Raw genomic sequence first — 19,940 nt, 5'->3', positions numbered from 1 at the left:
CCGGGGCTTCTTTTTGCGCGCGCCGCGCGCCTTGCTGGCGCATGAATGCGAAACGATTCCTTGCCGGCGCGCGTGCATGGATTTCACATCGGGCCGACCCGCGCGTCCCCAACATCGTCCGCCATTCCCCACCGCATGGCACCCCCACGATGTCCCGATCCCTCGTCCGTCACCTCTCGCTTGCCGCGATTCCCGCTGCGATCGCGCTCGCGACGCTTGCCCAGCCCGTCCACGCCCAGAGCCGCGACGACCGTTTCGTACTGCGCCTGAGCGCGTTCAATCCCGAAGCCGAGCTGGGTTTCTCGGGCGACGGCGTCGTCACCGACGGCACCGACTCGGCGACATTCGGCTTCGACGAGAGCTTCGATACCGGCCGTGAGTGGCGGCCGCGTGGCGCCGTGGGGTTCCAGCTGAGCGAGCGCCAGGCACTGGTCGGCAATTTCTACGATTACCGTCGCGATGAAACCTGGGAGTACGGCGGCAACGTGCTCGACACCGGCACCATCATCCCGGGCGGCGAGGCGATCGAAGTGCCGTCGGCGCGCATCGACGGCCGCCTGTCGTTCCGCCTCGCCAACCTCAACTACGAATATGCCGTCGTCAAGAACGACAGCTTCCAGTGGGGCCTCGGCTTGGGCGTGACCTACGCCAAGCTCGAAGCCACGGCCAACGGCAGCTCGACCGGCACCGATCTCGTCGACCCGCAGTTCGAGACCGTGGGCTGGGAGCGCGACGGCTTCTCGCCGGGCCTGCACACGCGCCTGGTGTGGACGCCGGCCGAGCGCTGGACCGTCGGCCTCGAAGCGCAGTATCTCGACACGACCTGGGGCGACATCGTCGACGAGGACGGCCACTTCGAACGCGGTGGTCTGCTGGTCGAGTACATGGTCAGCGAGCGCGTCGGTCTGCATGTCGGCTACGACTGGTTCCGCCTGAAGCTGACGGACCAGTACCGCGGCACCGCACGCGCGCCGGACGGCATCGACGCGGGCCCGTTCCCGTATTCGGGCAACGTGACCGGCGATCTGAAGGTGCACGGTCCGATGGCGGGTGTGACCTTCCGCTTCTGATGCGCCACCCCGATCCACGCGCCTGGAAACGGGCGCGTGGCCACGAAAAAGCCCCGGCATGCCGGGGCTTTTTTGTTGCGCGGTCGGATTGCCCCGCGCTTATTTCTTCTTCGGGATGTAGAGGTCGGTGATCGTGCCGTCGAACACTTCCGCCGCCATCGCCACCGATTCGCTGAGCGTGGGATGCGGATGGATGGTGTGGCCGATGTCGGCGACTTCGGCGCCCATCTCGATCGCCAGGCCTGCCTCTGCAATCAGATCGCCCGCATGCACGCCGACGATGCCGGCGCCGACGATGCGGTGCGTGGCCTCGTCGAAGATCAGCTTGGTGAAGCCCTCGGTGCGGCCGATGCCGATGGCGCGGCCGCTGGCCGCCCACGGGAACTTGCCCACGCCGACCTTCAGGCCCTTGGCCTTGGCCTCCGTCTCGGTGATGCCGACCCACGCGATTTCCGGATCGGTGTAGGCGACCGACGGAATCACCCGCGCCACCCACTCCTTCTTCTCGCCGGCGGCGACCTCGGCCGCGAGCTTGCCTTCGTGCGTGGCCTTGTGCGCCAGCATCGGCTGACCGACGAGATCGCCGATCGCGAAGATGTGTGGGACGTTGGCCCGCATCTGCGTGTCGACGGCGATGAAGCCGCGCTCCGATACGCGCACGCCGGCCTTGTCGGCGGCGATCTTGCCGCCGTTGGGGGTGCGGCCCACCGCCACCAGCACGCGGTCGAAGGTCTTCGTGTCCGGGATGCTTTCGCCCTCGAAGACCACGTCGATGCCGGACTTCGCGGCCTTGGCCTCGACGACCTTGGTCTTCAGATGCGCGGACACGCCCTGCTTCTTCAGGCGGTCGGCCAGCGGCTTGACCAGATCCTTGTCGGCGCCGGGCATCAGCTGGTCGGCGAGCTCGACGACCGTCACCTCACTGCCGAGCGCGTGATAGACCGTCGCCATCTCGAGCCCGATGATGCCGCCGCCGACGACGAGCAGCTTCTTCGGCGTTTCAGCCAGTTCCAGCGCGTCGGTCGAATCCATCACGCGCGGGTCGTCCCACGGGAACCCGGGCAACTTCAGAGCCTGCGAACCGGCGGCGATGATGCACTGCTCGAAGCGCACGAGCTGGGTCTTGCCATCACGGCCGGTGACCTCGATCTCGTTCGGCGACACGAACAGACCTTCGCCGGTGACCACGCGCACCTTGCGCTGCTTGGCCATGCCGGTGAGACCCTTGGTCAGCTGGCCGACGACCTTGTCCTTGTAGCCGCGCAGCTTGTCGAGGGCGATCGTCGGGGCGCCGAAGTCGACGCCGTAATCGCTGGCGTGCTTGGCCTGGTCGATGACCTCCGCCGCGTGCAGCAGCGCCTTCGACGGAATGCAGCCGACGTTGAGGCAGACGCCGCCGAGCGTCTCGTAGCGCTCGATCAGGACCGTATCGAGACCGAGATCGGCGGCGCGGAACGCAGCGGTGTAACCGCCCGGGCCGGAGCCCAGCACGACGATGCGACATTCCACGTCGGCCTGGCGGCGGGACGAGGGCGCGGCCTTGACCGCCTCCGGCTCGGCCGGCGCCGCGTGCGAACGCGCGACCGGCGGATTGCTGCCGGGCGCGTCGCTCTTCTTCGCCGGGGTTTCTTCTTTCTTCTCAGGCGCGGCTGCCTTGGCATCGGCGGGAGTCGCATCGCCCTCACCTTCAGCCTCGATCACCGCGACCACGCTGCCTTCCGACAGCGTGTCGCCGACCTTGACCTTCAGTTCCTTGATGACGCCCGCGCTCGAGGCCGGCACTTCCATCGTGGCCTTGTCCGATTCCAGCGTGACCAGGCTCTGGTCCTTGGCGACGGTGTCGCCGACCGCGACCAGCACCTCGATCACCGGCACGTCGTCGTAGCCGCCGATGTCGGGGACTTTCACTTCGAGGGTCTGGGCCATCACGGGTTCTCCGGAGTCTGTTGCGTGGGGTCCGACGCCGCGATGCGCGACGCCGGGCGACGCGCCCAGGTCAGCGAATACAGGTCGTGGCGGCGGTCGTTGAGGTTCTGCACGGTGCCGTCGTTGCGGGCGACGACGAGATCGTTGAGGCGCAGGTCGGCGAACGCGACCTGCTCGACGTTCGGTGTGGTGTCGGCGGCGATGCCGTCACGCGCGAACGGGAAATCGCAGGGCGTCAGGATGCAGCTCTGCGCGTACTGGATGTCGAAGTTGTTGACGCCGGGCAGGTTGCCGACGTTGCCCGACAGCACCACGTAACACTGGTTCTCCACAGCGCGCGCCTGCGAGCAGTAGCGCACGCGCAGATAGCCTTCGCGGGTGTCGGTGCAGAACGGCACGAACAGGATCATCGCGCCCTGGTCGACGAGATGCCGGCCGAGTTCCGGGAACTCGCTGTCGTAGCAGATCATGACGCCGATCGGTCCGCAGTCGGTCATGATCGCCCGCGCACTGTCGCCGCCGCCGATGCCCCACCAGGTGCGCTCGTTGGGCGTGGGATGCAGCTTGTCGCGCGTGTGCAGCGAGCCGTCGCGCAGGGCGACGTAACAGATGTTGCGCACGTTGGCGTCCGCGCCCTCGCTGGTCCGCGTGGGATGCGAGCCGCCGATGATGTTGATGTTGTGGCGCACCGCGAGTTCGCTGAGCAGCGTCGAGAAACGCTCGGTGTAGCCGGTCAGCGCCAGCAGCGAATCCTGCGGCGACAGCGGCTTGTTCTCGACCGACAGCAGCTGCAGCGTGAAGAGTTCCGGGAACACCACGAAATCGGCGCGGTAGTCGGCGGCAATGTCGACGAAGTACTCGACCTGGGTCGCGAATTCCTCGAACGACGCGACCCGGCGCTGCTGGTACTGCACGGTCGCCACGCGCACCGAATCGGGCAGCGGGCGCGCGGTGCCGGTGGTGCGCACATTCGGGTCGATCTTGGGATTGCGCCAGACCAGATGCGCGGCATACCCGCGGGATTCGCGATCGGCCGGCTGGTAGTTGCGCAGCAGGCCGATGAACTCGAAGCCGTTGCTGAGCTGGAAGCTCAGCGCGCGGTCGCGGATCCGGCCCGCGCGCACGTCGGCGACATAGGCGTGGGCATCGTTGCCGTAGGCCTTCGCGCGCCGCGAGAACCCGGGCAGGCGACCGCCGAACACGATGCCCTTCAGCCCCAGCTCCTGGCACAGGCGCTTGCGCAGTTCGTACAACCGGCGGCCGATGCGCAGCCCGCGATACGCGGGATCCACGCAGACTTCCATGCCGTAGAGCCAGTCGCCGGTGGTCAGGTGGCGCGCGCCATACCCCCCGCCCGAGATCTCGGTCCAGCGGTGCGGCGCCATCGCGCTCGCTTCGTCGATACGGAACGTCGCGCAGTAGCCGACCGCGACGTCTTCGTAGCAGGCGACGAACACGCCCTGTGGGAACTGCGCGATCTGCCCGGTCAGCATCTCGGCGGTGTAACCGCCTTCTTCGCCATAGACCTGGTCCGACAGCGAGACGATCGCTGGGATGTCGGCGATGGTCGCGTGACGGACGGTGAGGCGCGCCTTTTCGCGCGCCGTGTCGCTGGGCACCGGCACGTTTACAGCAGCACCCGGCGCATGTCGCCGAGCAGCTGCGCCAGCGTCGCGGTGAAGCGGGCAGCGGCAGCGCCGTCGATGACGCGGTGGTCGTAGGACAGCGACAGCGGCAGGACCAGGCGCGGCTGGAAGGCCTTGCCGTCCCAGACCGGCTTCATCGCCGACTTCGACACGCCGAGGATCGCGACTTCCGGGGCGTTGACGATCGGCGTGAAGCTGGTGCCGCCGATGCCGCCGAGCGAGCTGATCGAGAAACAGCCGCCCTGCATGTCGGCCGGGCCGAGCTTGCCGTCACGCGCCTTCTTCGCCAGCGCCGACATCTCCTGCGAGATCTCGAGCACGCCCTTCTTGTCGGCGTCGCGGATCACCGGGACGACCAGGCCGTTGGGCGTGTCGGCGGCGAAACCGATGTGGAAGTACTTCTTGAGCGTCAGGTTCTCGCCGGCCGCGTCGAGCGAGCTGTTGAAGCGCGGGTACTGCTTGAGTACCGCGACGGAGGCCTTGATCAGGAAGGCGAGCATGGTCAGCTTGATGCCGGCCTTCTCGTTCTCCTTGTTGAGCTGCACGCGCAGCGCTTCGAGATCGGTGATGTCGGCATCGTCGTGCTGGGTGACGTGCGGGATCATCGCCCAGTTGCGTGCGAGGTTCGCGGCCGAGATCTTCTGGATGCGGCCCAGTTCCTGGACCTCGATCTCGCCGAACTTGGTGAAGTCGACCTTCGGCCACGGCAGCAGGTTGAGGCCACCGCCGCTCGCGGCCGGCGCCCCCGCTGCGGCCTTGGCGCCGCCGCCCTGCATCACGCCCTTGACGAAGGCCTGCACGTCCTCGCGGACGATGCGACCGCCGCGGGCGCTGCCCTTGAGCTGCAGCAGGTCGACACCGAGCTCGCGCGCGAACAGGCGCACCGCGGGACTCGCATACGGCACCTTGTCGGGCAGGACCGCATCGGCGTCGAAGCGCACCGGCGGCGCGCTGTTGCCGGCCGGCCGGTGGTCCATCGACGCCTGCGCGATCCTGTCGGGCTTGGCCTGCGCCGCGACGGGCTCGGCCTCGGGATCGTCGGTCGACTTGACGGCGGCAGCGGCGGGCGTGATGTCTGCAGTCGCCGCAGTGTCCGGACCGGCCTCGCCTTCCGCTTCGATGATCGCGACCACGCCGCCTTCCGACAGCGTGTCGCCGACCTTGACGTTGAGTTCCTTGACCACGCCCGCGAACGGCGCGGGCACTTCCATCGTCGCCTTGTCCGACTCCAGCGTGACCAGCCCCTGGTCCTTGGCGACGGTGTCACCGACGGCGACCAGCACCTCGATCACCGGCACGTCGTCGTAGCCGCCGATATCCGGCACGCGGGCTTCCTGCGCGCCGCCGCCCTGGGTCTTCGCAGGCGGGGGAGCCTCGGCCTTCGCCGGCGCGTCGGCCTTGGCGGGCTTGCCGGCGTCGGCGGCAGGCGCGTCCGCCGCCTTGGCGGGCGCAGCCGGCTTGGCCTCGCTGGCTGCCGCACCTTCGGCCTCGATGATCGCGACCACACCGCCCTCCGACAGTGTGTCGCCCACCTTGACCTTCAGTTCCTTGACCACGCCCGCGAACGGCGCCGGGACTTCCATCGTCGCCTTGTCGGATTCCAGCGTGACCAAGCCCTGGTCGACGGCGACGGTATCGCCGACGGCGACCAGCACTTCGATCACCGGGACATCGTCATACCCGCCAATGTCGGGAACGCGCGCTTCTTTCAGGTCGGCCATGCGGCCCTCCGGCCATGTCGTGACCTTCTATTGTGGCGCCCCGCCCCGCGATGCGCCAACCGGTTTGCGCGTCGGCTTGGCGCTGCCGCGCGACAGCGCCTGCGTGCGCGAACGATGCAGACGAAACCATCCGCTCGCGATGCGCGCGATCCGGCGCTGGCGACTGCCTGATCCGTACTGGAACGCAGCGTCGTATCGCCCGCATTCGTGTTCCGTACAGCGGCCGGATGCGTGGGACATCTGCGCCACTCCGCGTAGCAGGCGGCATTGCGCTGAACGCTCTGCGCAGATTCCAGAAGGCGCAGTGAAGAGTTCGGAAGCCTTCAGAAACTGAATAGCGTCGATTCAGGCAGCGATCGCCAGCATGGCCGCGCCTTCCCGCAGAAGGAAGGACGGCCAGCCGGATCGGCCGCCACAGATGGATCCATTGCTGACGGCGCCGGCCTGGGCTGTCGACTCATTGAAAGAAGAGGAAGTCCCCCATGAACAAGCGCGTACTCGCTCTCGCCACTCTTGCCAGCCTGGCCGTCTCCTCGGTCGCCTTCGCCCAGGACGCCAGCGATACTGCGTCCGGCAAGCGCTTCTCGGTCGTCGGCGGCGCCACCCTGCTGCAGCCGACCAAGAGCAGCAGCAACGACGGCATCGAAGTCGACGGCGGCCCGGCCCCGACGGCCTCGGTCTCGTACAACTTCACCGACAACATCAGTGCCGAACTGTGGGGCGCGCTCGACAAGTTCGACCATCGCGTGACGACGAACACCGGCAAGCTGGGCACCGTCGAGCAGCAGCCCATCGCGCTCAGCGGCCAGTACCACTTCGGCCAGGCGGACAACACCTTCCGTCCGTTCGTGGGCCTGGGTTATCACCACTCGAACATCAGCGGTGAAGACCTCAACCCGGGCGGCGAGCACGTCAGCCTGACCACGCCGAAGGGCGCGATCGGCACTGTCGGCGTCGACATGAACATCACCCCGACCTGGTTCGCCCGCGCCGATGCGCGTTACCTGCGCAGCCGTGCGGACGTCCAGCAGGCAGGCGCCGGCACCGGTCAGGAGCTGCAGCTCGACCCGTGGACCGTGGGCTTCGGTATCGGCGCGCGCTTCTGACCCTCTCTCCAGAGGCGTGCCCAGGAAAAGACCCGCTTCGGCGGGTCTTTTTCTTTGGGTGGATCCGGAGAAATCGGAACCTTGTAGGAGCGCGCTCGCGCGCGAGCTTTCGATTTTCCGCACTTGACCCTATTGCGAGCCAATGCGGCACGCAGGATCGCTTCGCCAACGTCCTGTTCGCTAAGGCCCTGCTCGAAAACGGATCGTGCCAAAGGTGCTCGCGCGCGAGCGCGCTCCTACCGTGCGTCGGCAGCGAGTCAGCGCAGCCAGCGCCCCAGGCGCCGGTACAGCAGCCACGCGTAGGCCGCGTGGTAGCCGAGCACCAGGCCGGCGACCGCGAACAGACTGGCGTGCTCGCCGAGCAGGCCCCAGTGCGCCAGCGCATCGTGGTGCCCGCGCATCCGCTCCCAGGTCTGCCAGATCGCGACGCCGAGACGGGCGACGACGACCAGCGTCAGGCCCAGCACCAGCCAGCGGTTCGGCGTGTACCAGACCTGCCCGGGCCGGTGCTCCACACGCGTCAGCACCCAGCCCAGCCCGCCGAGCAGCAGTCCCGCCAGCAGACCCGCCGCGCCGTAGACGAAGGCATGGGTGACGAACAGGTTCGTCGCCGCCATCGCCAGCAGGAACACGCCGGCCGACGCGGGGATCAGGAACGCGTTGAGGCGCGTCAGGAAATACGGCGGACGCCGCCGCGAGCTGCCGACGCGATAGCGGTTCCACAGGGCCAGGGGCCAGAGCAGCACCGCGGCGAAGACGAGGAGCAGCAGGACGAGGAGCAGCAGGAGGATCGGCATCCGCGCAGCATGCCGGTTGCGGCGTGCAGATGGCGAGGCAGGCGAACGTGTCCCGGGTCCGTATCCCGGTCATCGGACCGGATTGCCTCCGATCGGATGCGGGTCACGGTGCCGGCTCAGGGCGGCGGCGTGCCGTCGAGCCGCTTGACGCCGGCATCGACCGTGACGGTCTCCGACAACACCTTTTCGCGGCGGAACATGTAGAGACCACTGGCGACGATGATGCCCGCGCCGATCCACGTCATGCCGTCGGGCAGCACCTGCCAGACGAACAGGTCCAGCAGCACGACCCACAGCAGCGCGGTGTATTCCAGCGGCGCGACCTGGCTGGCTTCGCCGAGCCGGAACGCGTGCGTCAGGCCCACCTGGCCCAGCGCACCGGTCACCCCGATCAGCGCCAGCACCCACCCGTGTTCGCGCTGCAGCGGCTGCCAGTCCGGCCACGCCAGCGCGCCGGCGAACACCGCCATCAGCACCAGGAACCAGAACACCAGCGCTTCGGGACTGTCGCGCTGCGCGAGCTTGCGCACGGTGATCGACGCGATCGCATAGCACAGCGCGCCACCGACCACGGCCAGCCCCGCCAGCGTCGCCATGCCCTCGCCGGTCGGCCGCAGCACGACCAGCACGCCGACGACGCCGAGCGCGATCGCGGTCCAGCGCCGCGGGCCGACCTTCTCGCCGAGCAGGGGCACCGCCAGCGCGGTGACCATCAGCGGCGATACGAACACGATCGCGTAGGCCGTCGACAGCGGCATCCGCGCCAGGCCATAGACGAAGCCGGCGATCATGCCGACGCCCAGGAGCCCGCGCAGCAGGTGCAGCGGCCAGTGGATGCGCAGCAGACTGCCCGCGCGCCCGCGCAGCAGCAGCCAGCCGACGATCAGCGGCAGCGTCGCCAGGCTGCGGAAAGTCGCGACCTGGAACGCGGAGTAGTCGTTGGCGATCCACTTCATGCCCGCATCCATGCCGGCGAACGCGAGCACCGCGAACAGCATCCACAGCGCCGCGGCGCGGGTGTCGGTCCGGGGTGCGGCGGCGTGGCGGGGCATGCGGACGACTCGACGGACGGGTCGCGCATCCTCGCATGGACACGCGCGCCGGGCACCCGGCGCGCGGCCCGGGAATCAGCGGCTCAGGCTGGCCGTATCGATGACGAAGCGGTAGCGCACGTCGCCCTTGAGCATGCGCTCGTACGCCTCGTTGATCCGGTCGATGTCGATCAGCTCGATGTCCGAGACGATGCCGTGCTCGGCGCAGAAGTCCAGCATCTCCTGGGTTTCGCGGATGCCACCGATCAGCGAACCCGTCAAGCGACGGCGCTGCATGATCAGCGAGCCGGCGGCGACCGGCGCGGGCTGGTCGGGCACGCCGAGCAGGATCATCGTGCCGTCGACCTTCAGCAGCGACAGGTAGGCGTTGTAGTCGTGCGGCGCGGAGACGCTGTCGACGATGAAGTCGAACGTCCTGGCCAGCGTCTTGAACGTGGCCTCTTCACGCGTCGCGGCGAACGCGTGCGCGCCGAGCTTCATCGCGTCGTCGCGCTTGGATTCGGACGTGCTGAGCACCGTCACGCGTGCGCCCATCGCCACGGCGAACTTCACCGCCATGTGGCCCAGGCCGCCGAGGCCGACGACGGCGACCGCATCGCCCGCCTCGACCCCGAAGTGGCGCAGCGGCGAGTACGTGGTGATGCCAGCGCACAGCAGCGGCGCCGCGGCGTCGAGCGGCAACGACTCGGGGACGCGCAGCACGTACTCCTGGTGCACGGTGATGCGCGTCGAATAGCCACCGTAGGTCGGCGCGCTGCCGTCGCGTTCCATCGCGTTGTAGGTGCTGGTCATGCCCTGCTCGCAGAACTGCTCCTCGCCCGACTCGCACTGTGTGCAGATCCGGCACGAATCGACGAAACAGCCGACCCCGACCGCATCGCCGACCTGGAACCGGGTGACGCCCGCGCCGGCCTCGGCGATGCGCCCGACGATCTCGTGCCCGGGCACCATCGGAAACAGCGACCCGCCCCATTCGTCGCGGACCTGGTGGAGGTCGGTGTGGCAGACCCCGCAGAACAGGATGTCGATCAACACCTCGCCCGGACCGGGCGGGCGCCGCTCGATGGTGTGCGGCGCGAGCGGGGACGCCGCGTCGAAGGCGGCGTAGGCGGATGTGGACAACATGGCGGAATCCTCTCGAGGGACGGCGCAGTGTGGACCTGCGCGGGGCAGCGCAACGTCGCGACCGGCCTCGGCCGCGGGAACAGACCATGCCGCCGCTGCGGTACCCTGCGCGCTTTCCGCAGATCCGCAGAGGGCCCGCCATGCCGTCCTTCGACATCGTCTCCGAAGTCGACACCCACGAACTGACCAATGCCGTCGACCAGGCGAACCGGGAACTCACCACCCGTTTCGACTTCAAGGGCGTCGAGGCGTCGTTCGAGCTCGACGAGGCCGATATCAAGCAGTCGGCGCCCAGCGAGTTCCAGGTGCAGCAGATGACCGAGATCCTCCGCGCCCGCCTGGCCGCGCGCAAGATCGACATCAAGTGCCTGGAGTTTGGCGACATCGAGACCAATCTCGCCGGCGCGCGCCAGAAGGTCACGGTCAAGCAGGGCATCGAGCGCGAGCTGGCCAAGAAGATCCAGACCACATTGAAGACCGCGAAGCTGAAGGTCGACAGCCAGATCAACGGCGACAAGCTGCGCGTGACCGGCAAGAAGCGCGACGACCTGCAGGCGGCGATGGCGCTGCTGCGCAGCACCGACTTCGAGCTGCCGCTGCAGTTCGACAACTTCCGCGACTGAGCGCGCCGCGATGACGACGCCGTCCGTCGACCCGGGCGATCCGATCGCCGCCACCCGGCTGTGGCTGGAGCGCGCGGTGATCGGCCTCAACCTGTGCCCGTTCGCCAAGGCGGTGACGGTCAAGGACCAGGTCCGCTTCGTCCTCAGCGAAGCGACCACGCCCGAAGCCCTGCTGCAGGACCTCGGCGAGGAAATGGCGCGGCTGCGCGACACCCCGGCCGAGCTGGTCGACACCACGCTGATCGTGCATCCCTGGGTGCTGCAGGACTTCCTCGACTACAATGATTTCCTCGGCGATGCCGATGCGCTGGTCGAAGCGCTCGACCTCGACGGCGAACTGCAGGTCGCGAGTTTCCATCCTCAGTACCAGTTCGCCGGCACCGAGCCCGACGACATCGGCAACTATTCCAACCGCGCGCCGTTTCCGACGCTGCACCTGCTGCGCGAAGACAGCGTGGAACGCGCGGTCGCGGCGTATCCCGAGCCCGACGCGATCATCGACCGCAACCTGCGGACGCTCGACGAGCTGGGGCATGAGGGCTGGTCACGGTTGTTTTCGCCGCGGAGTTGAGGAAGGGGTTGCCGTCGGCGGGGGCGCATGTGGCCTGACATCGGGGTGTGGAGCTGGCGTACGTTCGCTGGTGCTTCCGATTCTGAGTTGGCCGTGCTTGGCGCTTGCTGGGGCTGGTGCAGCTACTGCGCTTGCTCTGGCGGGTCCGGCTTTGGCTTTGGCTTTGGCTTTGGCTTCAAGCATTTGATCTACCGAGCCGTAAAGCGAGCCGAGCACCGGAGGCCGATCCGGCCGCAGAGCTGCCCATGTCTGAGCGCAGCGAGTTTGGGCAGCGTGCCGGATCGGGCGAGGAGCGCAGGGGACCGATGCGGCTCCATCGCATCGGCTCGTGTCCGGCGACGGCGGTTTTGCTTACTTTTGACAAGACAAAAGTAAGCCGCGCGAACAGCGCGGAAGCTCTGTTCTTGGCAAGTCAGTTGGACTCGCCCTTTAGCAGGGGAAAAACAAGCCAAATCAATTGCAGGGCTTTCGCCCGCTTGCGCGTGCGAGTTCCTTTTTGAAGGACCAAAAAGGAACCAAAAAGTCCTTTCGCCGGACACTCGCCGATGCGGTGAAGCCGCATCGGTCCCCTGCGCGTCCTCGCCTGCCGCGGCACGGCGCCCAAACTCGCTACGCTCAGACATGGGCGCCTCTGCGGCCGCGCCAGGCTGCGGTGCTCGGCTCGCTTTACGGCTCGGTAGAGCAACAGCCAAAGCCAAAGCCGAAGCAGAGTTCAACGCAAACTGCATGATTCGCGGGAGGGCCTGGTTGAAGTCACTGGATGCCCGCCTGTGCGGGCATGACGGGCAATGCGCGTTACCGATCCAAGGCGCTGGCGGCTCGGGACGGAGGCAGACCGTGTCTCCGGGGCCGGCTTCGGATGGCCTGCCACGCCCCAGGCTTCCCTCCACAGCGGCATCGCGGCGCCTCCACGACAACGCCCCATTCCCGGCCTCTCCGGCAGCACGTGACGGAACCCGGCAGGCCCAGCATCGGCGTCAGTGCCAACGGCGGCGCTTGGGATTCGGGCACGCCGGCGCCTCGGAACACCGGACCCGCTCGACGATGCCGCCCGGGCTCGACGATGCCCGCCCCGCATGTTGAAACATAAACATATGTTTATATAATCGCAGGCCCTCCTGCCCGTTGCGCCCCATGTCGCACCACCACGACCACCCGCACGACCACAACCACAACCACAACCACGCTCCGTCCGTGTCGGCCACCAACGAACGTGTCGTGCTGACCGGCTTCCTGCTGACGGCCAGCTTCATGGTCGTCGAGCTGATCGGTGGTGTGCTGTCGGGCTCGCTGGCGCTGATCGCCGATGCCGGCCACATGCTGACCGACGCCGCGGCGCTGGCGCTGGCGTGGGTGGGTTTTCGCATCGGCCGGCGCGCGTCGGATACGCGACGCACCTTCGGTTACATGCGGGTCGAGGTGCTGGCCGGGTTGATCAACGCGATCACCCTGTTCGCGCTGGTGCTGTGGATCGTCTGGGAGGCGGTGCAACGCCTGCGCGCGCCTGGCGAGGTGCTGGCCGGGCCGATGCTCGCGGTCGCCGTCGTCGGCCTGCTGGTCAACTGCCTCGTGTTCTGGATCCTGCACCGCGGCGACCAGTCGCACGTCAACATCAAGGGCGCGACGCTGCACGTGCTCGGCGACCTGCTCGGTTCGGTCGCGGCGATCATCGCGGCGCTGGTCATCCACTTCACCGGCTGGATGCCGATCGATCCGATCCTGTCGGTGCTGGTCTGCCTGCTGATCCTGCGCAGCGCCTGGTCGCTGCTGCGCGGCTCGTTCCACATCCTGATGGAGGGCACGCCGCCCGATCTCGACATCGCCGCGTTGCGGTCGCATCTGCTCGACACGGTGCCGGGCGTCGAAGGCGTGGCGCACGTGCACGTGTGGTCGATCACGTCCGGCCGGGTGCTGGCCACGCTGGAACTCGCGCTGGCCGAAGGCGCCGACCCGGCGCGCGTGGTGCCCGCGGTGAAGCGGACGCTCGCCGACACGTTCGCGATCGGCCATTCGACGGTCGAGGTCGTGCACAGCCCGCAGGCGCAGTGCGCGCTGGCGCGTGGCGCCGGCGGATCCGCGACAGCCGCACGCCATGTTCCGCACACGCATGACGCCCAGGCGCACCACGGCGATCACGCGCACGGCCCTGACGGCGCCGACGACGCCGTGCAGGCGGGCCGGGACACGCCACGATGAGCGCGACGGACGACGCCGGCGTCGCGATCCTCGCCGAAACCTTCAAGCTACTCGGCGATCCCACGCGCCTGCGCGTGCTGCTGACCTGCGTCGACGGCCCGGTCGCGGTCAGCGAGATCGCGCGCCGCACCGGCGCGTCGCAGCCGCTGGTCAGCCACCACCTGCGTCTGTTGCGCGCCGCGCGGCTGGTGCGTGGCGAACGCCAGCAGCGCCAGGTGCTCTACGAGGCCGACGACGCCCACGTGCGCGACATGCTGCTGGACATGCTGGCCCACGCGGCCGAAGACGCCTGAGACCGCGGGCCGCGCTCGCGGCGTTCACACCCTGGCAGGCGTCGATGTCGACACTGGGCGCCTCGTCAACGAACAGGAGCCTGCCATGTCGATCCGCCTCGTCGCTCTCGCCGCCGTGCTCGGCGCCGGTGCATTGGCCTGCACGTCCGCCCGCGCCGCGGACGATGCCTCGGCCGGCTTCGGCCGCTGCATGCAGGGCGCCGGCGGTGTCACCGCCGACATGCTGGACTGCATCGGCGATGAAACGCGGCTGCAGGATGCGCGTCTCAACACCGAATACCGCGACACGATGAGCGCGGTGTCGACAGGCCAGCAGGTCCGCCTGCGTGCGGCGCAACGGGCGTGGCTGCAGTACCGCGACGCGAACTGCCGGTTCCGCGTGGATCTCGACGGCGGCACGCTGGCGTCGGTGGCATCCGCCGATTGCGTGCGCACGATGACGACCGAGCGCGCCAGCGAACTGGCCCGCCTGCGCCCGCAGACCTGAGGGCGCTTGCAGGAGCGCGCGAGGGGCACACCGACGGTTGGCGCGCGTTCCGACGGGCCGTCGCGCGCGCGAGCGCCTACAGGAGGGTCCGGTCCCCGCCCGCCTCCCACCACGGCGCCAGCAACGCCCGCGCCTCGTCCAGCGACCCGACGATCCGGTGCCCGAGCGCGCGCACCCCATCGTCGGGCTCCACGAGGTCCGGGACCTGGATGACCGTCATGCCCGCCGCCAGCGCCGCGCGCACGCCGGTCGGGGAATCCTCCAGCACCAGGCACTGCGCGGGCGCGATGCCGAGGCGCGCGGCCGCCAGCAGGTACACGTCCGGCGCCGGCTTGGGCCGGGCGACATCGCTGCTGGTGCAGACGACGTCGAAATACGGCAACAGGCCCGCGGCCCCGAGCTTGCGCTGCGCCAGCGGCGTGCGCGTCGAGGTCGCGACCGCGCGTGGCACGTCGTGGCGTGCGAGCAGCGCCAGCAGCGCGACGACGCCCGGCCGGTGCGGCACGCCGGCTTCCGCGATCGCGATGTAGCGCGCATGGCCGTCGTCGAGCAGGGCGTCGGCCGCGGCCGGCCCGATGCGCGCGCCCAGCAGCGCGCGGCAGACCGCATCGGTTTGGCCGATCATCTGCAGCCACCAGTCGGGCGCGATGTCGATGCCCTGCCCCGTCGCTGCGGTCTGCAGGCACTCGAGGATGACCCGTTCGCTGTCGAGCAGCAGGCCGTCCATGTCGAACAGCACCGCGGCCGGGCGCTGCGGCAACGGCGGCGCCGCGCTCACGCGGCGTGGGGACCCAGCAGGGTGTCGAGATCGGCGGCGTCGAGCGGGCGCCACTGGCCTTCGGGCAGCGCCCCGAGGCCGAGCCCGCCGACATGGCTGCGATGCAGCGCCACCACGTGGTTGCCGACGGCGGCGAACATCCGCCGCACCTGGTGGTAGCGGCCCTCGGTGATGGTCAATCGCGCCCGGGTCGGCGCCAGCACCTCGAGTACCGCCGGCTTCAGCGGGGTCTGTTCCGATTCCAGCAGCAGCGCGCCGCTGGCGAACAGGGCGACCTCGTTGCCGCGCAGCGGCTCGGCCAGCGTGGCCTCGTAGACCTTCGGCAGCTCGGCTTTGGGCGAGATGATCCGGTGCAGCAGCTGGCCGTCGTCGGTGAACAGCAGCAGCCCGCTGGTCTCGCGGTCGAGCCGGCCGACGCTCGACAGCGCCGGCGCGCGCAGCCGGAACCGCGGCGGCAGCAGCTCGTAGACGAGCCGCCCGGTGTCCTTGGTCGAGCAGGTGTAGCCGGCCGGCTTGTGCAGCAGCAGCGTCAGCCCCTGCGGCGGATCGAGCGGCATGCCGTCGACACGGATCGCCGCGTGTTCGACCTGGTCGTCGGCATACAGCACCTCGCCGTCGGCATCGGTGATGCGGCCTTCGCGGAACAGCCACGTGACCTGCTTGCGGCTGCCGTAGCCGAGGTTCGCCAGCAGCTTGACCAGCTTCACGCGCGCAGCCGCTTCGGCACGGGACGCGCGCGCACCGCGTGGATCACCTTGAACGCGCCGCTGGCGGCGACCTCGCGCACCTCGCCGAAGCGCGCGTCGAGCACCTCCTCGTAGGGCAGGTGCCGGTTGGCGACCAGCCACAGCGCGCCGCCGGGCTTGAGCGCCGCGGCCGCGACGGCGATGAAGGCGCGTCCGATGTCCGGCCGGCCCTCGCGGCCGTGGGCATGGAACGGCGGATTGCTGACGATGAAGTCGTAGACCTCCGGCAGGCCGGTGGTGACGTCGCTCCAGTGGTAGTGCAGCGTCGCCGGCGCGCCGAGCGCGTCGAGGTTGCGACGCGCCAGCGCCAGCGCGCGCGCTTCGGCCTCGTGCACGTCGAGCGACGTCACGCCGGGGCAGCGCTGCAGCAGCTCCGCGGACAGGAAACCGTAGCCGGCCCCGAGATCCGCGCCGCGGCCGGCCAGCGTCGTCGGCAGGTGCGAGGCCAGCAGCGCGGACGCGGGATCGATGCGGTCCCAGGCGAACACGCCGGGCCGGCTCTGGAAGCGCCCGTCGAGCACCGCGCGCGGGCGGTCGAGCGCGGCCCACTCGGCGACCAGGGCGGCGTCGACGGTGGCGCCGGCCTGCGCCCAGAACACGCGGCACTTGTGCTTGGACAGCGCGCCGATGTTGCCGGCCAGCCGCGCGAGATCGTCCTGGGCGGACTTCGCGCCCTCGTCGTTGGCGACGCTCGCCAGCACCCAGCCACCCGGCGTCACCGTCTGCAGCGCGCGCGCCAGCACCGCGCGCGATTCGTCGCGCTGGCGCGGCGGCAGCACCAGGACCAGCGGCTTGCCCGGCAGGGCGGCATCGCCGTCGGCCGGCAGCACGTCGAGCCCGGCGCGCTGCAGCGCGGCGTGCAACGGCTTGAAGCTCTGCTCGCAGACCAGGCCCGGCCAGCGGCCCCCGGTCGTGGGGATGCCGGGACGCGCCCGCAGGAACAGCGCGCCGTCATCGGGCCAGGCCATCTGGCGGTGTTCGAGCGGCAGGAACAGGGCGTCGAGGGCGGGATCGGACTGCGACAAGGGCGGGGCACACCAGGAACGGATCGGGATGCGGATTCTACCCGTCCGCCCGATCCGCCCCTCCGCGACGGCCGGCACGCCGGACCGGGCACGGGCGGCGTCGCCCGGTGAACGGTGCCAACCCGGCACCAACGCGATATTGATGATTCGCGAACATCCACTTGCGCACGATGGAGCCGCACTTCCGCAACCTGAGGAGAACCCGATGCGCGCACTGTTTGTCGGCGGCGTGGTGGACAACAACGAACTCGACCTCGACGGCCCCGAGCCGCCGAAGCATTACCCGCCGGAAACCGGCAGCGGCCAGCCGCGTTATCGGCTGCACGCGGTCGGCAAGCAGGACGACACGGTGGTCTACGCGATCTACGGCGCGCCCGATGTAGCGACCGACGAGGTGCTGCGCGTCAGCAACGAGCGCGATTACGCGCGTCGTTTCGATGCGACCGACGAGCAGGCGGTGACCTGAGGCGTCTCCGGGCGGCGGCCTTCTGCGGCCGCCGCTCCTGTCCGGGCTGTCCTGATCATGCGATCAGGCAGAGACGCGGCGTTGCAGCTTCATCTCGCGCGATCTGCGCGCCGTCCCGCGATACGGCCTTCATGACGCACCAGGTCGCCGGTCACCCCGCCTGACGAAGCCCCGGCAACGCACGCATAGGACCGGCGCTACCGGCGCCTCCACGTGACGCCTGCACAACCGGAGTCGCGCTGCCGCGACGTCCGGCCGCGTACGACCGCGATGCGGGCCGACGCGCTACTGCTGCAGTTCGCGCAGGGTCACCGACGGCGGCGCATCCAGCACCTTGCGCGTTGCCCACAACCCGGCGAACAGCGTCATCACCACGCCGGTCGCGCCGCCGGCCACGGCCAGCGCCCAGTTCGGCTGCCACGGCAGATCGAACACCTGCACCGCGACCACGCCCGCCAGCACCGAGGCCGCGATCGCCGCGACCAGGCCCGCGAGCAGGCCGATCGCCGCGAACTCCGACGCCTGCGCCAGACGCAACTGCGCGCGTTTGCCGCCGAGCACGCGCATCACCCCGCCTTCGAGCAGGCGCTCGTCCTGGCTGGCGCTGACCGCCGCCAGCAGCACCAGCACGCCGGCGACCAGCGAGAACCAGAACACGACCTGCACCACCGTCGACACCTGGTCGGCGGTGCTGCGGACCTGCTGCAGCACCGCGTCGATGTCGACGACCGACAGGTTCGGGAACTGCTGCACCAGCTCGGCGGTGAAGCGCGGCCGCTCGGGCGGCACCCGCACCGCGGTGATGTGGCTGGCGGGATACGCGTCCAGCGCCCCGGGCGACGCGACGACGAAGAAATTCGGCCGGAAGCTCTCCCATTCGATGCTGCGCAGGCTGGTGATCGGCGCCTCGAAGCGCTGCCCGGCGATGTCGCTGCTGTTCCTCGACGAGCCCACGGCGGGCCTCGATCCGATCGGCGCGGCCGCCTTCGACCGGGTCGCCCCAGAAGGTGCCCGCGGTGACCTGGTTGTCGTCGCGCAGATCGGTCTGCATCGACAGGTTGAACTCGCGCTCGGCGCGGCGCTGCGACTGCCGGTCCTGGTCCTCGTCGCCGGACTGGCCGACGTAGTCGTCGCCGCGCACCGGCTCGCCGTTGCGCTCGATCAGACGCGCGCGGATCATCGGGAACAGCACCGGCGCATCAACGCCCTGATCGGCGATGAAGGCGCGTACCGGATCCAGCTGCTCGGGCTGCACGTTGATGATGAAGCGGTTCGGCGCTTCCTGGCCGAGCGCCAGCTGCCAGCGGTCGAGCAGATCGGTCCGCACGAAGGTCAGCAGCAGCAGCGCCATCAGGCCGAGGCCGAGCGCGCTGATCTGGGCGATGCTCGTCGACGCGCGCCGGCTGACGTTGGCCAGTCCGTAGCGCAGGCTGCCGCGCAGTTTCGTGCGCAGCGCGCGCACCAGCAGGATCAGCCCCCAGGCCAGGAGTGCCAGCACCAGGAACGTGGCGAGGATGCCGAGCAGCATCGCGCCGCCGAGCGTCGCCGAGCCGGCCTTCCACCACAGCAGACCCGCCAGCCCCGCGAGGCCGGTCAGGCCGACCAGCCACGCACTGGGTTCGCTGCCATCGAGGTCGCGGCGCAGCACGCGCAGCGCCGGCACGCGCCGCAGCGCGAGCACCGGCGGCGCACCGAAGGCCATCAGCACGACGAGGCCGACGCCGTACCCCTGCAGCGCCGGCAACCAGCCGGCCGACGGGATCGACAGGCCGAGTTCGGCCTCCAGCCATGCACCGACGCCCCACTGCAGGCCGAACGCGAGCGCCACGCCCAGCGTGCACGCGATCAGGCCGAGCAGCAGCAGCTCGCCGACATGGATGCCGACCAGCGTGCGCTGCTGCGCGCCGAGACAGCGCATCACCGCGACCGAAGACAGATGCCGTTCGCTGTGCTGGCGCGCCGCCATCGCGACCGCGACCGCGGCGAGGATTACCGACACCAGCGCGGCGAGGCCGAGGAACCGGCCGGCGCGGTCGAGCGACGAGCGCACTTCCGGCCGCGCATCGGTGATGGTTTCGATCCGCTGGCCGCGGCCGAGGTTCGCGCGCGCGGTGCCGGCGAACGCGTCGACCGCGGTCGCGTCGCCGGCGATGACCAGGCGGTAGCGGATGCGGCTGCCGAGCTGCACCAGGCCGGTCGATTCGAGTTCGGACAGCGGCAGGAACACCTTCGGCGCGACATTGAAGTAATCGATCGACGCATCGGGCTCGGTCACCACCAGCGCGGTCAGGCGGAACGTGCGGCTGCCGATG

18 protein-coding genes and 1 pseudogene are annotated in these 19,940 nt (G+C 69.5%); 8 read left to right on the top strand and 11 right to left on the bottom strand.

The features are described 5' to 3' along the window. The first annotated feature begins 149 nt into the window (after nucleotides 1–149). Complete coding sequence (locus CJ022_RS08970) at nucleotides 150–1,070, top strand: hypothetical protein (protein ID WP_101926310.1); 921 nt, start codon at nucleotides 150–152, stop codon at nucleotides 1,068–1,070. 99 nt (nucleotides 1,071–1,169) lie between these two features. Here CJ022_RS08970 and lpdA read toward each other — a convergent pair whose 3' ends face one another. From lpdA to aceF, 3 genes are read right to left on the bottom strand one after another with little or no spacing between them, the layout of a single operon-like run. Continuing rightward, on the bottom strand, nucleotides 1,170–2,996 hold the full coding sequence (gene lpdA / locus CJ022_RS08965; protein ID WP_101926309.1) for a dihydrolipoyl dehydrogenase: 1,827 nt from the start codon (nucleotides 2,994–2,996) through the stop codon (nucleotides 1,170–1,172). After that, nucleotides 2,996–4,615: a GNAT family N-acetyltransferase gene (locus CJ022_RS08960; protein WP_101926409.1), complete on the bottom strand. Its 1,620-nt coding sequence runs from the start codon at nucleotides 4,613–4,615 to the stop codon at nucleotides 2,996–2,998. Before CJ022_RS08960 ends, lpdA begins: the two co-directional genes overlap by 1 nt. An 8-nt stretch (nucleotides 4,616–4,623) precedes the next feature. Next, nucleotides 4,624–6,363, bottom strand: a complete 1,740-nt coding sequence (aceF, locus tag CJ022_RS08955) for a dihydrolipoyllysine-residue acetyltransferase (protein WP_101926308.1) — start codon at nucleotides 6,361–6,363, stop codon at nucleotides 4,624–4,626. Nucleotides 6,364–6,845: 482 nt separating this feature from the next. On the opposite strand from aceF, the gene CJ022_RS08950 reads away from it, so the two are divergent. After that, the gene (locus tag CJ022_RS08950; protein WP_101926307.1) at nucleotides 6,846–7,469 is read left to right on the top strand and encodes an OmpW/AlkL family protein; all 624 of its coding nucleotides are present in this window, start codon (nucleotides 6,846–6,848) and stop codon (nucleotides 7,467–7,469) included. 257 nt (nucleotides 7,470–7,726) lie between these two features. Here CJ022_RS08950 and CJ022_RS08945 read toward each other — a convergent pair whose 3' ends face one another. The 3 genes from CJ022_RS08945 to CJ022_RS08935 all read right to left on the bottom strand — a co-directional run bounded on the left by CJ022_RS08945 (nucleotide 7,727) and on the right by CJ022_RS08935 (nucleotide 10,443). Then, the gene (locus CJ022_RS08945) at nucleotides 7,727–8,266 is read right to left on the bottom strand and encodes a DUF1453 domain-containing protein (RefSeq protein WP_101926306.1); all 540 of its coding nucleotides are present in this window, start codon (nucleotides 8,264–8,266) and stop codon (nucleotides 7,727–7,729) included. Nucleotides 8,267–8,382: 116 nt separating this feature from the next. Then, nucleotides 8,383–9,318, bottom strand: coding sequence for a DMT family transporter (locus tag CJ022_RS08940; protein ID WP_101926305.1), 936 nt, complete (start codon nucleotides 9,316–9,318; stop codon nucleotides 8,383–8,385). Nucleotides 9,319–9,393: 75 nt separating this feature from the next. After that, a complete protein-coding gene (locus CJ022_RS08935; RefSeq protein ID WP_101926304.1) occupies nucleotides 9,394–10,443 on the bottom strand; it encodes an NAD(P)-dependent alcohol dehydrogenase in 1,050 nt (349 codons plus the stop codon). Between the two features lie 140 nt (nucleotides 10,444–10,583). Here CJ022_RS08935 and CJ022_RS08930 point away from each other — a divergent pair, with 140 nt between their 5' ends. The 5 genes from CJ022_RS08930 (at nucleotide 10,584) to CJ022_RS08905 (ending at nucleotide 14,613) form a co-directional block, all read left to right on the top strand. Continuing rightward, complete coding sequence (locus tag CJ022_RS08930; RefSeq protein ID WP_101926303.1) at nucleotides 10,584–11,066, top strand: YajQ family cyclic di-GMP-binding protein; 483 nt, start codon at nucleotides 10,584–10,586, stop codon at nucleotides 11,064–11,066. A 10-nt stretch (nucleotides 11,067–11,076) separates the two neighbouring features. Next, the gene (locus CJ022_RS08925) at nucleotides 11,077–11,637 is read left to right on the top strand and encodes a DUF1415 domain-containing protein (protein WP_101926302.1); all 561 of its coding nucleotides are present in this window, start codon (nucleotides 11,077–11,079) and stop codon (nucleotides 11,635–11,637) included. Between the two features lie 1,134 nt (nucleotides 11,638–12,771). After that, entirely contained in the window at nucleotides 12,772–13,833 is a 1,062-nt protein-coding gene (locus CJ022_RS08915) for a cation diffusion facilitator family transporter (RefSeq protein ID WP_101926301.1), read from the top strand. Beyond that, a complete protein-coding gene (locus tag CJ022_RS08910; protein WP_101926300.1) occupies nucleotides 13,830–14,126 on the top strand; it encodes an ArsR/SmtB family transcription factor in 297 nt (98 codons plus the stop codon). Before CJ022_RS08915 ends, CJ022_RS08910 begins: the two co-directional genes overlap by 4 nt. An 85-nt stretch (nucleotides 14,127–14,211) precedes the next feature. Beyond that, complete coding sequence (locus CJ022_RS08905; protein WP_101926299.1) at nucleotides 14,212–14,613, top strand: lysozyme inhibitor LprI family protein; 402 nt, start codon at nucleotides 14,212–14,214, stop codon at nucleotides 14,611–14,613. Between the two features lie 76 nt (nucleotides 14,614–14,689). Here the strand turns inward: CJ022_RS08905 and CJ022_RS08900 are convergent, their stop codons facing one another. From CJ022_RS08900 to CJ022_RS08890, 3 genes are read right to left on the bottom strand one after another with little or no spacing between them, the layout of a single operon-like run. Then, on the bottom strand, nucleotides 14,690–15,391 hold the full coding sequence (locus tag CJ022_RS08900; protein ID WP_101926298.1) for an HAD family hydrolase: 702 nt from the start codon (nucleotides 15,389–15,391) through the stop codon (nucleotides 14,690–14,692). Continuing rightward, nucleotides 15,388–16,098 carry a pseudouridine synthase gene (locus CJ022_RS08895; RefSeq protein ID WP_101926297.1) on the bottom strand — a complete coding sequence of 237 codons (711 nt, stop codon included), beginning with the start codon at nucleotides 16,096–16,098 and terminating at the stop codon, nucleotides 15,388–15,390. The genes CJ022_RS08900 and CJ022_RS08895 overlap by 4 nt, the downstream gene beginning before the upstream one ends. Further along, complete coding sequence (locus tag CJ022_RS08890; RefSeq protein ID WP_101926408.1) at nucleotides 16,095–17,105, bottom strand: class I SAM-dependent methyltransferase; 1,011 nt, start codon at nucleotides 17,103–17,105, stop codon at nucleotides 16,095–16,097. The genes CJ022_RS08895 and CJ022_RS08890 overlap by 4 nt, the downstream gene beginning before the upstream one ends. Nucleotides 17,106–17,367: 262 nt before the next feature. Between CJ022_RS08890 and CJ022_RS08885 the strand changes: the two genes are divergently transcribed. Then, a complete protein-coding gene (locus CJ022_RS08885) occupies nucleotides 17,368–17,628 on the top strand; it encodes a hypothetical protein (protein WP_101926296.1) in 261 nt (86 codons plus the stop codon). A 285-nt stretch (nucleotides 17,629–17,913) separates the two neighbouring features. Here the strand turns inward: CJ022_RS08885 and CJ022_RS17685 are convergent, their stop codons facing one another. Further along, nucleotides 17,914–18,582, bottom strand: a complete 669-nt coding sequence (locus tag CJ022_RS17685) for an ABC transporter permease (RefSeq protein WP_284700101.1) — start codon at nucleotides 18,580–18,582, stop codon at nucleotides 17,914–17,916. Between the two features lie 763 nt (nucleotides 18,583–19,345). Continuing rightward, nucleotides 19,346–19,594: pseudogene (locus tag CJ022_RS17470) on the bottom strand (FtsX-like permease family protein); the annotation flags it as partial. Nucleotides 19,595–19,940 lie beyond the last annotated feature (346 nt).

Origin of the sequence: Luteimonas rhizosphaerae, from assembly GCF_002849595.1 — a bacterium.
GTDB lineage: Bacteria > Pseudomonadota > Gammaproteobacteria > Xanthomonadales > Xanthomonadaceae > Luteimonas > Luteimonas cellulosilyticus.
The sequence above is the reverse complement of the archived record's forward strand: the minus strand, read 5'-3'. Positions and strand labels throughout refer to the sequence as shown.

Coding starts and splice junctions, on each gene's coding strand:
- CJ022_RS08970 (WP_101926310.1), top strand. CDS start 150: ATGTCCCGATCCCTCGTCCGTCACCTCTCGCTTGCCGCGATTCCCGCT.
- lpdA (WP_101926309.1), bottom strand. CDS start 2,996: ATGGCCCAGACCCTCGAAGTGAAAGTCCCCGACATCGGCGGCTACGAC.
- aceF (WP_101926308.1), bottom strand. CDS start 6,363: ATGGCCGACCTGAAAGAAGCGCGCGTTCCCGACATTGGCGGGTATGAC.
- CJ022_RS08950 (WP_101926307.1), top strand. CDS start 6,846: ATGAACAAGCGCGTACTCGCTCTCGCCACTCTTGCCAGCCTGGCCGTC.
- CJ022_RS08945 (WP_101926306.1), bottom strand. CDS start 8,266: ATGCCGATCCTCCTGCTGCTCCTCGTCCTGCTGCTCCTCGTCTTCGCC.
- CJ022_RS08940 (WP_101926305.1), bottom strand. CDS start 9,318: ATGCCCCGCCACGCCGCCGCACCCCGGACCGACACCCGCGCCGCGGCG.
- CJ022_RS08935 (WP_101926304.1), bottom strand. CDS start 10,443: ATGTTGTCCACATCCGCCTACGCCGCCTTCGACGCGGCGTCCCCGCTC.
- CJ022_RS08930 (WP_101926303.1), top strand. CDS start 10,584: ATGCCGTCCTTCGACATCGTCTCCGAAGTCGACACCCACGAACTGACC.
- CJ022_RS08925 (WP_101926302.1), top strand. CDS start 11,077: ATGACGACGCCGTCCGTCGACCCGGGCGATCCGATCGCCGCCACCCGG.
- CJ022_RS08915 (WP_101926301.1), top strand. CDS start 12,772: ATGTCGCACCACCACGACCACCCGCACGACCACAACCACAACCACAAC.
- CJ022_RS08910 (WP_101926300.1), top strand. CDS start 13,830: ATGAGCGCGACGGACGACGCCGGCGTCGCGATCCTCGCCGAAACCTTC.
- CJ022_RS08905 (WP_101926299.1), top strand. CDS start 14,212: ATGTCGATCCGCCTCGTCGCTCTCGCCGCCGTGCTCGGCGCCGGTGCA.
- CJ022_RS08890 (WP_101926408.1), bottom strand. CDS start 17,105: ATGGCCTGGCCCGATGACGGCGCGCTGTTCCTGCGGGCGCGTCCCGGC.
- CJ022_RS08885 (WP_101926296.1), top strand. CDS start 17,368: ATGCGCGCACTGTTTGTCGGCGGCGTGGTGGACAACAACGAACTCGAC.